General features: G+C 54.5%; 16 protein-coding genes, 1 tRNA gene and 1 pseudogene. 7 read left to right on the forward strand and 11 right to left on the reverse strand.

Going from position 1 to position 17,382, the window contains the following annotated elements; genetic code table 11:
- Positions 1 to 98: 98 nt before the first annotated feature.
- Positions 99 to 551 (reverse strand): Lrp/AsnC family transcriptional regulator, encoded by a 453-nt coding sequence (locus GOV53_RS19390; protein WP_170469611.1) that lies wholly within the window; start codon positions 549 to 551, stop codon positions 99 to 101.
- Positions 552 to 624: 73 nt separating this feature from the next.
- Between GOV53_RS19390 and GOV53_RS19395 the strand changes: the two genes are divergently transcribed.
- Positions 625 to 1,221, forward strand: a complete 597-nt coding sequence (locus GOV53_RS19395) for a LysE family translocator (protein WP_170469613.1) — start codon at positions 625 to 627, stop codon at positions 1,219 to 1,221.
- 124 nt (positions 1,222 to 1,345) lie between these two features.
- On the forward strand, positions 1,346 to 2,308 hold the full coding sequence (locus GOV53_RS19400; RefSeq protein WP_170469616.1) for an acetyl-CoA carboxylase carboxyltransferase subunit alpha: 963 nt from the start codon (positions 1,346 to 1,348) through the stop codon (positions 2,306 to 2,308).
- 4 nt (positions 2,309 to 2,312) lie between these two features.
- Here the strand turns inward: GOV53_RS19400 and GOV53_RS19405 are convergent, their stop codons facing one another.
- From GOV53_RS19405 to GOV53_RS19415, 3 genes are all read right to left on the reverse strand, one after another.
- Complete coding sequence (locus tag GOV53_RS19405) at positions 2,313 to 3,440, reverse strand: lytic murein transglycosylase (protein ID WP_170469619.1); 1,128 nt, start codon at positions 3,438 to 3,440, stop codon at positions 2,313 to 2,315.
- Between the two features lie 111 nt (positions 3,441 to 3,551).
- On the reverse strand, positions 3,552 to 4,199 hold the full coding sequence (locus GOV53_RS19410) for a GntR family transcriptional regulator (protein WP_170429057.1): 648 nt from the start codon (positions 4,197 to 4,199) through the stop codon (positions 3,552 to 3,554).
- A 30-nt stretch (positions 4,200 to 4,229) separates the two neighbouring features.
- Positions 4,230 to 4,925, reverse strand: a complete 696-nt coding sequence (locus GOV53_RS19415) for a M48 family metallopeptidase (protein WP_170469622.1) — start codon at positions 4,923 to 4,925, stop codon at positions 4,230 to 4,232.
- Between the two features lie 100 nt (positions 4,926 to 5,025).
- On the opposite strand from GOV53_RS19415, the gene GOV53_RS19420 reads away from it, so the two are divergent.
- The gene (locus GOV53_RS19420) at positions 5,026 to 5,352 is read left to right on the forward strand and encodes a TIGR02300 family protein (RefSeq protein WP_170429064.1); all 327 of its coding nucleotides are present in this window, start codon (positions 5,026 to 5,028) and stop codon (positions 5,350 to 5,352) included.
- A 142-nt stretch (positions 5,353 to 5,494) separates the two neighbouring features.
- Positions 5,495 to 5,570, forward strand: a tRNA-Ala gene (locus GOV53_RS19425).
- Positions 5,571 to 5,939: 369 nt separating this feature from the next.
- On the opposite strand, the gene GOV53_RS19430 is transcribed toward GOV53_RS19425, so the two are convergent.
- The 3 genes from GOV53_RS19430 to GOV53_RS19440 all read right to left on the reverse strand — a co-directional run bounded on the left by GOV53_RS19430 (position 5,940) and on the right by GOV53_RS19440 (position 10,417).
- On the reverse strand, positions 5,940 to 6,956 hold the full coding sequence (locus GOV53_RS19430) for an HlyD family secretion protein (RefSeq protein WP_217361264.1): 1,017 nt from the start codon (positions 6,954 to 6,956) through the stop codon (positions 5,940 to 5,942).
- A gap of 484 nt (positions 6,957 to 7,440) precedes the next feature.
- Positions 7,441 to 8,781: a mechanosensitive ion channel family protein gene (locus GOV53_RS19435; RefSeq protein ID WP_170469625.1), complete on the reverse strand. Its 1,341-nt coding sequence runs from the start codon at positions 8,779 to 8,781 to the stop codon at positions 7,441 to 7,443.
- A gap of 97 nt (positions 8,782 to 8,878) precedes the next feature.
- Complete coding sequence (locus tag GOV53_RS19440) at positions 8,879 to 10,417, reverse strand: hypothetical protein (RefSeq protein WP_170469628.1); 1,539 nt, start codon at positions 10,415 to 10,417, stop codon at positions 8,879 to 8,881.
- A gap of 416 nt (positions 10,418 to 10,833) precedes the next feature.
- On the opposite strand from GOV53_RS19440, the gene GOV53_RS19445 reads away from it, so the two are divergent.
- A complete protein-coding gene (locus GOV53_RS19445) occupies positions 10,834 to 12,069 on the forward strand; it encodes an agmatinase family protein (protein WP_170469632.1) in 1,236 nt (411 codons plus the stop codon).
- A complete protein-coding gene (locus tag GOV53_RS19450) occupies positions 12,059 to 12,592 on the forward strand; it encodes a DUF3299 domain-containing protein (RefSeq protein WP_170469635.1) in 534 nt (177 codons plus the stop codon). Before GOV53_RS19445 ends, GOV53_RS19450 begins: the two co-directional genes overlap by 11 nt.
- A 100-nt stretch (positions 12,593 to 12,692) precedes the next feature.
- Here the strand turns inward: GOV53_RS19450 and GOV53_RS19455 are convergent, their stop codons facing one another.
- Positions 12,693 to 13,571, reverse strand: a complete 879-nt coding sequence (locus GOV53_RS19455; protein ID WP_170469637.1) for a LysR family transcriptional regulator — start codon at positions 13,569 to 13,571, stop codon at positions 12,693 to 12,695.
- 164 nt (positions 13,572 to 13,735) lie between these two features.
- Between GOV53_RS19455 and GOV53_RS19460 the strand changes: the two genes are divergently transcribed.
- Positions 13,736 to 13,999: a DUF4242 domain-containing protein gene (locus GOV53_RS19460; protein ID WP_170469640.1), complete on the forward strand. Its 264-nt coding sequence runs from the start codon at positions 13,736 to 13,738 to the stop codon at positions 13,997 to 13,999.
- A gap of 244 nt (positions 14,000 to 14,243) precedes the next feature.
- Here the strand turns inward: GOV53_RS19460 and GOV53_RS19465 are convergent, their stop codons facing one another.
- The 3 genes and pseudogenes from GOV53_RS19465 to GOV53_RS19475 all read right to left on the reverse strand — a co-directional run.
- The gene (locus tag GOV53_RS19465; RefSeq protein ID WP_170469643.1) at positions 14,244 to 15,041 is read right to left on the reverse strand and encodes a hypothetical protein; all 798 of its coding nucleotides are present in this window, start codon (positions 15,039 to 15,041) and stop codon (positions 14,244 to 14,246) included.
- Between the two features lie 238 nt (positions 15,042 to 15,279).
- Entirely contained in the window at positions 15,280 to 16,749 is a 1,470-nt protein-coding gene (locus GOV53_RS19470; RefSeq protein WP_170469646.1) for a tetratricopeptide repeat protein, read from the reverse strand.
- Between the two features lie 346 nt (positions 16,750 to 17,095).
- Positions 17,096 to 17,382 (reverse strand): annotated as a pseudogene (locus GOV53_RS19475) (helix-turn-helix domain-containing protein); the annotation flags it as partial.

The following is a 17,382-nucleotide window of genomic DNA, read 5'->3' on the forward strand; positions in this document are numbered from 1 at the left end:
TGTGCGGCCCTTGGGTGTTTCCCCCAATTTGACCTTTGAAAAGACAGTAGGCCGTGAAAATTCACCCTGCAAGTCGGTAAGAGATCACATTTCCAGCGTCAGGCGCGCATGTCCTTGGGCGAATCCATCACCACATAAGACGTAATAGAGGTGACATGCGGCAAAGTCCCAAGTACCTCGGTGTGGAATGTCTTGTACGACGGCAAGTCTGCGCATTCGACGCGCAACAGGTATTCGATGGTGCCCGTGATATTGTGGCACTCGACCACTTCCGGGGCGAGTTGCAGGGCGCGTTCGAATCCTTCTTGTGCAGCTTTGGTATGCTCACCCAACCCAACACCGATATAGGCCACAAACCCCACGCCCAGCGCAGACGGGTTCAGAACCGCCCGATAGCCCGAGATCACGCCCGACCGCTCCAACTCCTGAACACGGCGCAGACAAGCCGAAGGTGACAGGCCCACCCGGTCGGCCAGATCCAGATTGCTGATGCGGCCGTCCTGTGACAGCTCTCGCAATATTTGTTGGTTAATGTGATCAATTTTCGCCATTGATTGCGACACTAGACCAGTGTCGCATTAAAACGCAATTTCATTTGCCGAGTTTGCAGCAATTATCCGCAACATGACCTATGATATCCTTCTGGCCCTGATCGCCTTTGCTTTTGTCTCGTCCATAACGCCGGGACCGAACAACCTGATGCTGATGGCGTCTGGTGCGAATTTCGGGTTCCGCAGAAGCATTCCGCATATGCTTGGTATTGGGCTGGGCTTCACCTTCATGGTGCTGCTGGTTGGTACCGGGCTGGTGCAGCTGTTCGACACCTACCCCGTCAGCTATACGGTGCTGAAAATCGCCTCAGTCGCATATCTGCTGTTTTTGGCGTGGAAGATCGCCAATGCCGCACCGGCCAAAGAGCACAGTGAGACAGGCACGCCCATGACATTTCTGCAGGCGGCGGCATTTCAGTGGGTTAACCCCAAAGCATGGGCCATGGCCCTGACCGCAACCACGGCCTACACGCCGGACCAAACCCTTCAGGCCATTGCGGTCGTGGCCTTGGTGTTCGGCGCGGTCAACCTGCCCTCGGTCAGCACCTGGACCGTTTTGGGCCAGCAGATGGCCCGCTTTTTGACAAACCCACGCAGGTTGGTCGTGTTCAACTGGACGATGGCCACTTTGCTTGTCGCATCGCTCTACCCGGTTCTTTGGCCGAACTGAGATCGCCCCGCAGCGCATCCGCACCGCCTGCTCAGCCGCATAATCCGCTCTGGCAAGCCTTGCCGAGTTGCATCCCAAGCGACGTCAGGTCATATAGCAATGAACTTCCGCGTTGAGAGGCGTCATGACCCAGTATCTGGATTTCGAAAAACCCCTGGCCGAGATTGAAGGCAAGGCCGAGGAATTGCGCGCTCTGGCCCGCGCCAACGAAGAGATGGATGTGGCCGAAGAGGCCGCTGCGCTGGACGCCAAGGCCGCCAAGCTGCTGGACGAGCTATACGGTGATTTGACCCCATGGCGGAAATGCCAGGTGGCCCGCCACCCCGAGCGGCCGCATTGCCAGGACTATGTCAAAGAGTTGTTCACCGAATTCACGCCTTTGGCCGGGGATCGTAACTTTGCCGACGATCTGGCGGTGATCGGCGGCCTGGCGCGGTTCAACGACCAGCCAGTCATGGTGATTGGCCATGAAAAGGGTTCGGACACCAAATCCCGGATCGAACGGAATTTTGGCATGGCGCGCCCCGAAGGTTACCGCAAAGCCGTGCGCCTGATGGAAATGGCGGGCCGCTTTGGCCTGCCGGTGATCACCCTGATCGACACGGCTGGTGCTTATCCGGGCAAAGGGGCCGAAGAACGCGGCCAATCGGAGGCGATCGCGCGCTCGACCGAGATGTGCCTGAAGATTGGTGTGCCGCTGGTGTCCGTCATCATCGGCGAAGGCGGTTCCGGCGGAGCTGTGGCCTTTGCCACGGCAAACCGCGTCGCGATGCTGGAACATTCGGTCTATTCGGTGATCTCACCCGAGGGCTGCGCGTCGATCTTGTGGAAAGACTCAGAAAAGATGCGCGAGGCCGCCGAAGCCCTGCGCCTGACCGCGCAAGACCTCTACAAGCTGGGTGTCTGTGACCGCATCATTACCGAACCCAAGGGCGGCGCCCATCGCGACCGTACTGCTACGGTCGAGTCGGTGCGTGCAGCCATTGCCGCCATGCTGAAAGAGTTGGATGACAAGGATGCGGCGGCCCTGATCAAAGACCGCCGTCAGAAATTCCTGGATATCGGCTCAAAAGGGTTGGCGGCCTAAGCCGTCAGCCCCCAAGCTGGCGCAACAACGCTGCCGAAGGCTCACCGGTCACAGTAAGGCCATTGGCGCGCTGATAGGCGCTGATGGCGGATTTGGTGTTGTTTCCGACCACCCCGTCCGCGCCTTGCGTATCATACCCTGCCGAGGTCAGGCGGCGCTGCAGTTCTTTACGATCCTCCAGCGTCAAACCGGTGGCATCCGGGCCGAACGAGGCCTGGAACGGCGCGCCGCCCGCAATCCGGTCGGACAAATGCCCGACGCCGATCGCATAGCTGTCCGAGTTGTTGTAACGCTTGATCACTTGGAAATTGCGGAACACCGCGATGCGCGGCCCGGGTGTCTGCGGCTGCAGTACAGCGACCGGCGTTCCGGAAACCGTGCCGACTTCACCACCCCAAGGCTGCCCACGCACCCAACCGGCACGCGCCAGATAGGCCGCGGTCGAGGCCAGCGAGTCTGTGGGGTCTTCGGACCAGATGTCCCGACGTCCATCGCCCGTGAAATCTACCGCGTAGGCCAGGTAAGAGGTCGGGATGAACTGAGTATGCCCCATCGCCCCGGCCCAACTGCCGGTCATATTCGCGGGTGTTGTGTCACCTTCCTGAATGATCTTCAGCGCGGCAACCAATTGCTTCTCGAAAAACGCCCCGCGCCGTCCGTCATAGGCCAGCGTTGAGGTCGCTGAGATAACCGGCACATCCCCCCGGCGCGCGCCGTAGCGGCTTTCCAAGCCCCAGACGGCCACGATCACCTCTTTGTCGACGCCATACTGCGCCTCGATCGCGGAAAGCGTTCCGGCATGGCGCACCAGCATCTGCTTGCCCGTCGCGATCCGTTCGTCCGAGGCGGCAATCGCCAGATAGTCCTCGAGCGAGCGTTTGAATTCGACTTGATTGCGATCGCGCTCGATCACGTCGGGCAGATACCCGGCCCCTTGAAACGCGCGATTGACAGTGGTCTGCGAAATACCCTGCGCAGCGGCCCGTGACTTGAAACCGGCAACCCAGGCGTCCCAGCCCGCGTTGGGCACCGCGCGCATTCGCGTTGCCGGGGCGCTGGATGGCGTACCGCCGGAACAGGCGGCCAGCATAGTTGCCCCAAGTCCAATAGAAAAAAGGCGTCGATTGATCATGGCTGAAATCTGCTCTTGTTGTGATTTGCCTCAGAGTACCGCAGAGCGGGCGCTCAAGCCAGCATGGTGATGTTGCTTACCGGCAACCTGGCCGCCTCGGCAACAAGCCGCTTAACTGACCAGCATCCGCAACCCCTGGGTCACGTCTGAGCGCACCGCCAACCGCAAACCGGGCTCATCCCCGGCCTTCAGGGCGGCGATGATCAACTTGTGGTAATGGGGCGGTTCTGTCCGCCGCAGCCGCCCATACAGCGCGCGCATCGTGGGCCCCAACTGTAGCCACACGGTTTCAACAATCGCCAACATCGCTGGCGCCTGAGCACGCAGGTAAAGTGTGCGGTGGAATTCAAGGTTCGAGCGGATGTAGCCGACGGCGTCCCGCTTGGTGACCATTTCCGCAACGGTCATATTGATGCTCTGCAGCCGGTCGATCAGAGCCATATGTGCACGGGGCAATGCCCGGCTGGACAGCTCGACCTCAAGCAGCGCGCGCAGGGCCGCCAGCTCTTCGATCCGGTCATTGGTCAGTTCGGGCGTCGACACACGGCCGGACGAAGACAGGAACAGGGCACCCTCGGCAACCAAGCGCCGCACCGCCTCGCGGGCGGGGGTCATCGATACATCGAACTCTTTGCCAATCCCGCGCAGAGTCAGGGCCTGCCCCGGCGCTATCTCGCCATGCATGATACGAGAGCGGAGCGCCCGATAGACAAGATCATGGGCTGCGGGCTGAGAGTCAGATGGACGGGCGCTTAACATACCCCCATGTGATCACAAACCGCCGTTGGGTCAACTCACCGGCGCATCAAATCTGTACTGGTGCAGCTGCGCCCCGTTGTCGCGCAACCACCGCCTTTGGTCTTTACAGGGGCCAAACAAACGTTCGACCTGCGCCCAGAAGGCGGGCGAATGGTTCATCTCGGCAAGATGTGCGACTTCATGAGCCGCGACATAGTGCAGGATGTCCGAGGGCGCCAAAATCAGGCGCCAAGAGAACATCAACCCGCCGGTCGAACTGCAGGACCCCCAGCGAGACCGCGTATCGCGCAAGGTCAGGCTGGAATAGGGCAGACCCAACATCGCCGCGTAGTCGTCACAGGCCTCGGTCAGTCGATCCCGCGCCAATTCCTTCAGGAAACGGGCCAACCGGCGAGCCTCGGCCCCTTGCGGCACTGCAATCTCGGTATCGCGCAGCAGAACGCGCCGACCCTCGGCGGCGACGATTCGCCTGTTATTGCCCTCAACGGGGATCGTGTGGCCGAATGCAACAGCCGCCGGAGCCGGCCGGTCCTGAAGATGCTGACGGATCCAGTCCTCTTTAAGTCTGGCGAAATCAAGCGCCTCGGCTTCGGCCACGCCCTTTGGATAGGTGAGCGTAACCCGCCCATCCAATTGAGAAATCCGCAGGCTGATACGCCGCGCCCGCGCCGATTTGCGCAGTGTCAGCGGCACCGGCGGTTTTCCGGGCAATGCGTGGTCCCCCATATGCCTGTTTCTCCTGCTCAAAGGCTTTGACAGTGCCCGCTGCATGTGGCACGTGACCTGAATCATTATTACGACTCACCTGATATCAAGGGGATTTGACATGCCCAAGGAAGAATGGGGCGTAAAACGCGTTTGCCCGACCACCGGTAAGCGGTTCTACGACCTGAACAAGGACCCGATCATCAGCCCCTATACCGGCGAGATCGTGGAGCTTGAGACCGGCAAAAGCCGGATGATCGCCGCAGACGCGGAAGACGCCGCATCGGCCAAGGCACGCGAAAACGCGTCGGATGAGGATTTGGTGCTGGACGATGACGATAATGTCGACGTCGAACTGGACGATGATCTGCTGGATGACGACGACGACAGCAACGACGACGTTTCGTTGGACGATATCACTGATATGTCGTCGGAAGACGAGAACTAAAACCGGTCCGGGGCGGCCCTTTCGCCGCCTCAAACCACCCTCGGATGCACGGCAGAAACTTTTCTGCAAAATCCATTTTTGGACTTGCACTCAACGCCGCCGTCTCATAAACGTCCGTCCACCGCAACAGCGGTACCATGATGGGGCCTTAGCTCAGTTGGGAGAGCGCTTGCATGGCATGCAAGAGGTCAGGGGTTCGACTCCCCTAGGCTCCACCAAATCTCCATATTCAATCAATGATTTGACGAAGAACTCGTCGGCAATTCGTGCGTCCCACATGGGCTAAGGCGACTGTTACTCTAGCATAGCGTCGAAGTGTACAAAGCGACACGATACCTACTCGAGTGGGCGCAACGGCAGTAAGGCACTGCGAACTGTGCCTGAAATGAAACTGATAATTCGAGCTACGGTGCTTTTTCGACCAACGCAAACGACCATCGTAACGGACGTAGCCGCCTGAAGCCACGAAGCCGACAAACACAGAATAAATCTAATAATTTTCGGCAGTCTTTCTGATTACAACATGTCGACAAGGCTCCCAGCTTTTGCCGGGAGCCGCAGTATTGCAATAGTGGTACTCTAGAAAATTAGGCGTGTCCGCCGCCGATTAGGCCAATGCCCGAGGTCAGGCCGAACCAAGCTTTGACCCTTAGACCGACCGCCTTGATAATACCCATGGCCTGGATGCCGTGCGCGACAATTGTGCCCTCCATGTCTCCTTCGAAATTGGTGGTGTAGGACTGAACGATGCAGCCGCTGCCAGGCACCAAAAGCTCACGGTGTTCGGGGTGTACAAGATCAAGATGGACAACGATCTGGCCCCGTTTTGCCTTTTCGCTGGGCTCGATCAGTCGACCGCTGGGCGCAAGCTGGCCGGAAGAGATCGACTCTTGAATGCGTACGATCCTTGCTGGAAGAACCGTATTGCGCATCGAGATGTTGAAGTTGCTTTCACACGCCACTTCCGCCGCCATGCCTTCGTACAACTCAGTACGGGACACCTGCGAGAACCCGGCCACGATACGTCCACGCTCGGCCTCTTTGCGGTCAGGGACGATCAGCATGGCTGGACTCATGGCCGCCTGCGCGGCACGGGATCCAACGTTGAGTGTGACCTGCTCGACCACACCGTCTACCGAGCTGAGCGTCAATGTCTTGGACAGTTCCACCTGGGCCTGTTTCAGCGACGCACGCGCCGACGCAAGCTGGGCTGGCAAAACGGCGTTCGCCTGAACTTGCGCGACACCCAGTTGTGTCTCAGCGGCTTCAACCTCTGCCTCACGCGTATCCAAAGTCGCCTGGGCGCGTTCCAACTGGCTTACCTGAAACGCGGCAGATCTTTTGGCCTGCAAAGCGCGGTGATCCAACAGAACAAGTTTTGCCTGCTCTCTGGCGGTGAGCGCCGCGTCCAGAACAGCCTGTGCCGTTTCGACTTGCAACTCGGCCGCCAGTTTCGCGCTTTCGATTTCCTCGACTTTGCGCTGCGCGAAATCAACCGCGGCCTGTTCAGACGCGTTCTCGACAGCGAACAGCGGATCACCAGGCTCGACATGGTCCCCGCCCTTTACGAAGACGTCCGTGACGGTCCCACCATTTTCTGCCACGACCGGTACAGTCCGGAACGGAACAAGGCCGGTGTAGGATTTGGGATAGTAGTAGAACACCGCAAAAAAGACGATCAGGGCCAGTACAAACCCCAGGTGGAGCAGTGCATTGCCGGAAGTTGCGGACTACTTGTTCGATGCAGGCGGCCGAGACAAGTCCTTGCTAGTTGACGCTGTTGCTCAGGTTAAGGGCGAGCAATTAGTAATCAGAGGCCTAGGCAGGCCAGCGCTGGAAAAACACTCGGGACTTAATCCCAAAAACCTTGGGTAACCAAACAAAGACAATTCCAGTCAATTCATCGCCCGGCTGAAACTCTCTCAAAGTGAAGCCTTGTTTCGTCGGGCGATTTCGAGCCAATCCAATAGATACTGCTCATGTTCAATAAACTGCCAAAAAACCGTCGACTTACTGGCGGCTTCCGAACTTGAGGAAGTGACTGATCTTATTCCGCCGACGTTCAGCAAGAATTAATCGCATCGCACTTTAACTGTCAGAAGTAGCCTTATCATTGGCGTGTATATGCACATCCATTTGCGGGAACGCGATAGAGATGCCTTCATTCTGCAAACGGGTCTTTCCAATCTCCGTCAAGTCCCACATCACATCCCAGTAATCATCCGTACGTACCCACGGCCTGCAACAAACGTTCACAGATGAGGGGCCCAATTCGCCGACAAAAATACGCGTTTCCGGGCTTTTCAGGCAACGCTTGTCAGCTTCAACTATCTTGGCAAGCGTCGCCTTGGCGCGCTCAATATCGTCTGAATATCCGATTCCGAAAACGAGATCGACGCGCCTCACTCGGTACTTAGAAAGGTTCTCCATGGCCCCTTGCCAGATAGATTGGTTAGGGATCTGCACCAGACGGTTGTCGAAAGTTCTGAGCTTTGTTGAAATCATGTTTATGTCGACGACGGTACCAATCATTTGATTGATAGATACAATATCGCCTTTTGAGTAAGGGTTTGTTGCTTGTAGCAGAAGTCCGCCAATCACACTTTGAAACAAGTTCTGCAGCATGAATGCCAATAGGAACCCAAGTCCACCAATGATTGCTGTTGTGACGCCAAGGTTCACCCCAAGCCCCAACAAGGCGACAAACAAACCTAATACAAGAATGCTCCAGTGCAGAACGTTCGGAAAAACCACAGCTGCGATTTCGTTTTCAACATTTCGGCCGCGCAACCATCTGCCGGACACTCTTTTTAGAAACCCTCCGACAAGGAAAGCAGCGGCCATAACTATTAAGGCTTGGACAACCCCGTTTAGCGCTCTTAGCCCACCCCTGCCTGACAAAACCCAGTCCTTTGAAAGGTGAACAATCGCCGACCATTGGTATGAAAGCAAAAGCTCCGCTATGAAACCTTTGATAAACCCTTGGTGCTTTTTCAATTCCTCTTCAGAACCGCCTTTGCGCTCCAGAGCGTTGACTACGACTAAGTAGTTCTGAAAGTCAGCGATGTTTTGGCGGTTTACAGCTTTAATTTGATCAACGATCTGAGGAACTTGATTATCCGGCACAATCTCCAACTGGGTTACGCCTTCGGCAATTCTCGCAAGGTTGGCCTGAACTCTTTGCTGCCAGACGTCTGCTATTTTCGTCAGATCTTCCGCGCCTAACGCAACGACATGCCGAGAGAGGACGTCTTCGTCCACGTTTGCCTCACTCGCAACAGAAATTGAGTTTTGATATGGATCCGATTGAGCAGGTTGCTGCGCATTGGCAATGCCAAAAAACAGCGAGAAAAGATACAAGGCGGACAGTGTTGCAACTCGATTTAGACTAGAGGTGCGCGTAACACTCATCAGTTGGATAGGAACCATCGATTTTCCCGCTCATTTTCGGACTATCTTGGCATAAAATAACGTGGCTGTTGCATTCTTTGCCAAAAATTTAGGGTTCGAAGTTGCTGGTTGGGTTTTACATCTCAACGGAACCCAAGTTTCCAATACTTTCCCGCAGCATATCCACAACGCTGGATGAATAGGGGAGATCGCCGAGATACTCGTCGAGCGAAAACTGTTTTGTGGGTAAGTTCGAAAGCGCATCGCGTGCAAGCTCCGTCTCGCCAGCCAGATCATGAATGGCAGCAATCAACAACCAATCCGCTGCATACTCACGAGCATCAATCCGTCGCACCTTTTCTGAGGCCGTTGAATAGTCTCCGTTCTCTACGTCTTCCAAACATAGTGTGATGTTTGTCCAGATCGGCAAAAATGGGTTGATTTCTAAGGCCCGTCGCACCATCTCCGCACCCAGCTTGACATCACTCACCAGTGCAAACCATCCACCCGCCAATGCAAGCAATAGAGCACTGTTGGGATTGGCTTCAATTGCTGCGTCTATTAAACGATTAAACCGTTGGTTGTCCCCGGCCAGCTGCGCATAAATCGCCGCTGCAAAAAGAGCTTCCTGGTTTTGAGGCTCCAAAGACACTGCCTTTTCAGCGTGAGTTTGTCCCGGCTCTAAAACTTCTCTCAGGCGTTTTTTGCCCAGCGCCACTTCCTCAACATAACCCAACGCCACCAGCGCATGTGCAAGTCCACTGGAATGATCGTTCTGAGTTGCTGAACGCGCTAGATCCATCATTTGTTTCAAGCTGCCTGTTCTCGAGGTGCGAAGATGGGCATGAAACGCTAGCAGGGCTTGATAGACGCAACTCTCAGCAGACGTCCGACCTGCTAAGCGACCTGCGGTATCTGTTGCGACAACCCCGTAGGCATCGACCAGCTTTGTTGCACACTGTTTTGCAATCTCTTCCTGGACTTTGAAGCTATCGGTCGCATCTGGATTGATATCGCGCCGATCGGCCCACAGTACCGAAGCATCATCGATCCTTCTAAGTTGAACGATCAGGCGCAGGCTGGTTTGATCGTCCCGGACTGAGCCGTCAAGAACATAGTCGCAACTAACCATGGGCTTCTCACTGTACCCACTTGTGCCCTGGTCAAAGAACCCGGTCAAAACGCGGATATGAGCGAAACGCGCCAATTCCAGCGCCAACTCTTCGGGAAAACCCTCACGGAACCGTTTCGCGCGTATCGTATCTGAACCGGTGAAAGTTCCGATCCCAAGAACAGGCCAATCTTTACTCCGCGATAGTGGTGAGTCCTTAGGTTCATCATTTTTGCTGTTTTCTTCAAAAAGCGGGCGGTACTGCCCTTTGGGGATAGATATCGCAACCGGATCACTATTCCCTTCAGCCAAATAATAGTGACGTAGTGCTTTTCGCAGTTTGGCGGCTTCAGTTCTGACAACCGGATCATTGTTTGGATCAAAGTCAGCGCCCCTTCCAAACACATCCATTGCCAATGCAGTCCCGTGTAACTCATCACTTCGACCCTCAAGCTCTAGTCGGACAAGATGCTTTAGGAGCGACTTTGTCCGCGCACTGCACTGAAAGTCCTTTGACGTCGTGATGCGTTCAACTTGCTCAAGAATATCGACTTTTTCGACCACGACTATTTTCCTCCGCTTAATCGAGGATAAATGCTCAATTCTCTTTTATTGTATGACTATATGCACTTTCTTAACGCCGTTTTTTTCTAGTCGCCATCTTTTGTAACATGACGCTGCGCAGGTTGCGGCGAAGACGCCTTTCAGACGCTACGGTTCGTTAGCGCGCATTGGGCTTGATGCAGTCATTCGCTCCTGGCGGTGTAAGTAACTGCTTCGCCGAAAAAAATCAGGTCAGCAAAAGACCTCTGGATACGCTTGAATAGTTTTAGCCCAACAAAACGTCCTACTATTGGGCATAAAGACACCATCGCGTCAAAATTTGCTTCAAACCACGATTTCGACAATAGTGTTGGTACAGCAAAAAATTTGAGGAGGGACTACTGGTGTTTCATAGGCTCCATTCGGGACTGGCTGTTTTGACGGTTGTTCTTGCAAGTTCCGCAAACGCTCAAATTTATGGTCATGAATTCGAAGGTACCCAAGCACCGATCCGTGAGGGGGAACAACCCGTTATTCCTTTGGACACTGAAGATCCAACTTACAATGCGTGGCGCACTCCTTTGCCAAGTTTTGAAGGAGAGCGTGAAGGACGAGAACCCGGAATTGTTAACCCTCAGCGTTTCTATGGCCAGGGTTTTATGCAACTCCCTACGTTTTTGCACCAACCGTTAGCTTTCACGCCCGGCGATCTAGCCGCTGCTGAAGTTGACGTTGCTATCATGGGTGCCTTTACCGACATGGGGACCGGCGCACGCGGGGCGTCGCGCGGTCCGAATGCGGTTCGTAACTCCTCAATGTATCTGGGATATGGGGCGCGGCAGCCGCATATGCACGTCATGGTCGACCCGCTGCAGGAAATGACAGTCGTTGACTACGGAAACGCCCCGAACGACATCATGAGCACTGAGCGCACAATTCATGCGGTCCGTTCTTTTGTTGGTCAGGCAGCGGCAGTGCAGCACGCTGACGGCAGCCATGTGATACCTTTTATTGTTGGTGGTGATCATTCATTGATGTACCCAAACGTCGCTGCGATGACGGACGTTTATGGAAAAGGCAATGTGGGCGTCGTTCATTTCGATGCACATTACGATGCCGGCAAGTATGGCTTTGGACACCTGATCAACCATGGCATGCCTGTTTTCAGGTTGATCGAAGAAGACTTGGTCGAGGGCAAAAACTTTATTCAAGTCGCATTGCGCGGATACTATCCAGACGAAAAAGCATTTGAGTGGATGCGTTTGAATGGGTTCCGCTTCCATACAATGGCGGAGATCGAACAACGCGGCTGGGATGCGGTTATGGAAGACGTCATCGCCGAGGCAAATGACGGGCCGGAGTATATCTATATTTCTTTCGACATCGACACCTTTGACCCGGCGTTCGTACCTGGAACGGGGACGCCCGAGCCTGGCGGCCTGATGCCGCGAGAGGTTTTCCCAATTATTCGTCGCCTCTGCGCCGAGTCAAACGTGATTGGGTTTGAAATCGTTGAGCTCGCTCCGTTAATGGACCCGACCTACGTTTCCGCATTAAATGCCAACCGAACCATCAGGGAGTGTTTGACCGGTATTGCGATGCGCAAACAAGGATTGACCGAACCGGATTACAAGAGCCCACTCACTGTTTCGCACGGTCGGAATGACAATTAGACTTTCGGGTTGCTCGATCTCCCTAGTTGTCCTGACCGCTTTGGCTGCTCACTCCGAACCACAGGAGATTTCGTGGTCTGATCTTCGGGAAGAGCGCCTGGTTGAGTGCTTTGATTTCTTGAATGATTACCTATCAAATCCGGGTTGCCTGCTGAGAGATTTGAGTGATCGCATGCTGTCAATGCAGATTGCTGAGTGCATACCCGGGAATTCAAAACTGGAGGGAGAACTTGTTCGGATTGCTGGCTACGCTCACCCTATTGAATTTGAGTTCAAAAACGTAAAAAGATTTCTATTGATACCTCCACTGTCTCAGAACTGCCGACATCCAACCGCCCCACTTCCTGATCAAGTTATTGCGGTAGAGTATCCGGAGGGCGTCGACCTAACAGCGGATCCCGTTTGGGTTACAGGTGAATTAAATTTCCGACAAACTCAGAGTGAACTCGCTCCTTCAATCTACTGGATTGATGCTTCAGAAGTAATTTCAGCGACCATTCCTGACGTCACAGCTGCAGAGTGAGGCCATCCGCCGCCCGCAGACAAATTTCGGCCTTGGGCTCTAAGCAGTCGCTCGGTGGACCGCAAACGAATGGCTGCTTAGAGCCCAAAGCTGACGTTACTTACCCCGGCCATGCAAAAGTCTGCGATGACCTCATCAGTGCATCAAGTGCAGGCGAATGTTTTCGGCCGGGGACTGTAAAGGCCGCGATAGTTCTTGAAACTTCTGGGTCCACAAGTGGGCGCTGTAACAAGCCTGGCAGAGTAACAGAGTACTCAGGCATGAAGGCAAAACCAATGCCCGCAGCAACCATTGCTTGTACCCAATCTTCTCGCTCAGACCTGAAGCGCGCGTACAGTTCAACGCCTTTTGACTGACAAACCGACATTACCATCTCGCGCAACTCACAGGCCAAGCGGTCAACGTAGTTTTCTTGTGCTAAGTCTTGGAGCGAAACTGAGTTGAATTGTCCAAGGCGGTGTTCCGGCGGGAAAACAACCACATATCTTTCGACGTAGAGTGGTCTAGCCCTAAACTGCTCTTCCAACTCTTCAGTTAGCGTCATTAAAGCAACATCGATATCGCCATCGGCAAGTTTTGTCTTTAGGTCCGACGCGCTTGCTTCGTTGACAGACAACTCCAACCCGCTGTGGTTTTTCTCGAATTGAGCCAAAAAACGAGCAAGGCGAACGTGCCCGATTGTTGATAGGACACCTAAACGCAGCGGAACCTTTTCGAGCAAACGAAAATTCTGAGCCAGCGCTTGCGTAGCTGCTGCTTCGTCGACGATGTGCTGTAGATGCGGCAGCATTGACTTCCCAAAGTCGCTGACCAGTATTTTCCGACCTTCCCGATGAAAAACCTGTGCGCCCAGTTCGGTCTCTAGTGACTTGACGCCTTTGGTAAGCGCTGGCTGGCTCACATTGCATTCTGCAGCAGCTCTAGTGAAATTTAGATGCTTTGCGGCAGATAAGACATATCTAATCTGAGACATCTCCATGTTGGGGCACCTCGTCACTGATAGCGAAAAACAATCATAACGCAGGATACACCGTTTTATCCAAACCTGGAGTTATTAAGTCATAAGGTATTGATAGTTCCCCGAGCCACCGCATCTGTGATGCAATGGATGCACTAGTTGTGACTGTTCGGAAAGGGAGCAAAATGTCTGTTTTTATGGTCGAAAGAAACCTTAAGGGTATCAGCATGGATGACTTGGGCGCTGCTCAAAAAGCCGCGATAGCAACTGCGCAGAAAATGACGGCAGATGGCGACAAGATCAGCTATGTTCGTTCAACATTTGCTCCCGAAGACGGGCGCTGCATGTGCTTGTTTGATGGTGAAAGCGCCGATCAAGTTCGTCGATTGAACGATACCGCCGGACTTCCTTACGAAAAGGTAGTGGTGGCAATGGATCTTACCCCGTAACGGCTTGTAAGTTTTATTGTTTTTGGGGCCCTGAGTATATGCTCAAGGGCCCTTGGCAATGGTTGAGCAGCTCGGCAGAGAACTGCAGGTTCGTCCGACAGATACCCGGTACACCGAGTTTTGCGGAACGGCAGCATCTTGTCCAATGCAGACTAGAACTCATCCCGTTTCAGCTTCTTCAAATGACTTGCTCAGGCTCCCGGGAGTTCTGCTTACACAATGCGACCACAGACTGCCGGATAGGTCACTTGGTTAACCGATCTTCTGAGTATACGTGAGGATCTATGATTGCGACTATGTCGCTTCCACTGTCCTCCAAACCAAGTTTTTCGCAGAGCCGTGCAGAAGGAACGTTGCCCGGAGCAATGCCTGTCTTGAACCCAGTTGCGCCAAGCTTCTCATGAGAGTGTATCATAGCTTTGGCCCCCAAGACTTTTGCTACACCTTCACCCATGCGTTCAGGCTTGGTCGATAGTTGCCCCCATTGAGCGCGACGATGCAGCCGACTGCTGGGCGGATGGCACAGAACTGAGCCCGCGGTTGCAACGGGAGCACCTGAGTTGTCAAAGGCGACCATCGCAAATCCGGGGCGAGACAATCCGCGCATAACCGGCCCTATTGGCGGCAAAACACCGTGGCTCATCGCGACTTCTGCGAAAGCTTCAAGCCATTCTGCCGGAGAGTCTCGATCAATCACACGTACGGTCAAATCCTCGGGCAACGCCCATGTGGCGATTATTTTCCGAGCAATATCAACACAGTTCAGTCCGCCAAGATAACAAGCTATTGTGTCGGTTTTTAATCCCTGACTTTCAATGACTTCTCGCGTCTTCGCCACCTCTTGACGCGGTATGCTTTCTATCGCCGTGATGCCAAGTATTCGGGCCATTGCAACGGCATCATCCAAAGCCCCGCTGTACTCGTTGGCAATTTGAATGCCGCGCCCATGGCTACAAAATCGAGGGTCATCACCCAATAGCTGGATAAGATGCTCACCCATGGTCGACATGCGTCGCTGGTCTTCGCTTCCGAATGCTTCCATGGGATTTTCCTCGAAGTAGCACTATACAGTTCGGTGATGATCGATTGATAGGGGGCGTGCCGTCAAGCGACCGTCACGCGCTAGACTGTTAAGCAAAGAGAGTTTTGAGACAGGGCGAATGGCAGCTATGTCCGCATGGCAGTCGTTCGGGCCATGGTCGCTATGCGGCTGCTTTTGCCCAAATCGGTCGATGCTGCTGCAAAAACTACAAAGCACCGACCAAGTGTGTTGTTGCCACTTATTGAAGTGCGGCGAGGCTTCTTGCTCTGTTTGGCGAAAGATCCAGCGTCGCCTGATAAGCGACCGCAGCTTCATTGGGTTTTCCAAGCTCCATCAGCATGTCCCCGAGAAGTTCTCGTGCCGGAAGGACATGGCCGGGTGTGACCGGGCTTTTGCCAATCTTATCCTCGAGATCAGCCGCGGCTGCCTGCTTAGCAACTGCGGCCTCAGAGGCCCCACCCGCCAGTTCAATCCAGGCTTCCACCGACATGATCTGTGCTTCAGTCAACTGCGCCCAATAGCCCTGCCCACGCTCCTCCATCACAGCGTGCAAAGACTTGAGCTCGGCAAGCGCGCTCTGCGCTGTATCGACATCACCGCTACGGGCCGCGCCGATACCGATCGCGAACCACCGCATGGCTACAGTTTGTGGAAATTTTTCCCATGGAATGACCGGATGCATCTCAGGCGACAGTGCCGCCGCGACGTCCCATTGACCCTGCTCAAGAGGCAGCCGAACGGGTGCAGCCGCTAACGCATAAGCGCTTCCGAAACTGGCCTGATGATTTTGAATTGCGAGCATTTCGTCGACCAGCCCTGCAGCTTCGTCTGTATTCCCAAGTTGTAGGTGGCCGTAAACCATGTAGTCGATCGCATGCGCATAATGGCTTTGTACCACGTCTTTTGATTGCTCAAGAGCTGCTTCAGCGGACCGGCTGTTCAGATCAATTGATTTTTCCCATTCTCCTGTTCGTGTAAAGATATGAGCGGGCATATGCAGCGCATGTGGAGCGCTTGGAGCCGTTTTATCGTAAATCTCGGCGTACGGCCTGCCTCGCTCCTTGAGTGGCGGATTGTCATAGGCGTGGATCGCGTAGTGAATGACGCCAGGATGTTCTGGTGCCTTTTGATGAAGCGCGTCGAGCGTATCACCCACCTGCGACTTTACTTTGGTTCCGTCTGCTCCTCGCGGCGCCGTTGCAAGGCGCGCCAGCGCCGCAAACGCCGCGGCGTCCAAGTCGTCTGCATGTTGGTCCGCAGCTGCCACCTGTTTCTCCGCCCACGATTTAAGCTGAGCGCGGTAGCCTTCCTGGCTTGAGGCGTAGAAAGCAACAGCGGCGTCGATCAATGCTTGTTCAACGGCGCTTTCGGAGGACATTGACGCGAGTCTTTCCGCTGCAGCAGACCCTCTCTCTGTTTCGGCTTCACTGGGAGTGCCCGGCCAAAGAGGGTGAAAGTTCGACATCGCGATGCCCCACTGTGCAATGGCACAAGTTGGATCCGCAGACGCTGCTTTGTCGAACGCTTCTTCGGCTTGAATGTACATCATGTTGTGAATGAGATTCAGACCTTCGTTGAAAGCTTGGTCCGCTTTTGGGTTGCATGTCGTCTGGAAATTAGCCTCCGCTGAGACTGCGGGCGCGAAAACAAAAAACGAGCCAATACAGGCGACAAAAGTATTGCGGGCTTTGGTATGCAAATGCTGCATCTATCGTCTCCATATTAAATATTGTCCGAAATTGTTTGGGCGTATGGCTCGGCGGCATCATACACAAAATTGTGCGATATGTCCGAACTGTCATATAAGCGGCGATGCGCTCTGTTCGATCGAATATTTCCTTACGCTGCGTGTCCGCGTTATCCGCTGAGCAGTCGTTCAAGCAAAGCAAACGTGCCGCAGCGCAGCTAAGGGCAGCTTAGTCCGCATGGCTGCCGTTCGTAAGATCGGATCGAATGACCGCTCCGAGCCCAAGCGGACTCTCGTCTTAAGAAACCCCTGTAGCTGAGCCGTTTTTTGTTCGACTCGCCGTTTCCATCGGCGTCTCACCGAAGAATTAGCGGTAAGCAACTGATGTCCGGCCTAGATGACTAAAACCGGCTTCGCCGATGAGTTTCGAAACAACACCTTTCTCATAGGTGCATCCCAGCAGAAGCAACCTTAGCCGGTGTAGCTGGACAATCGACTGGAACTTGCTTGGGCCAACACCAAGTTGATTTTCAAAAGCCAAAAAGAGTGACCGCCTCGATACCCCGAGTTCGCGGCACAGCTCTTGAACGGTTAGTTTTGTGCCAGCCGGGTTTTCTGAAAAATACGCTTCAGCCGCCGCAACGGTCTTCCATT

The organism is Ruegeria arenilitoris, assembly GCF_013035315.1.
GTDB lineage: Bacteria > Pseudomonadota > Alphaproteobacteria > Rhodobacterales > Rhodobacteraceae > Ruegeria > Ruegeria arenilitoris_D.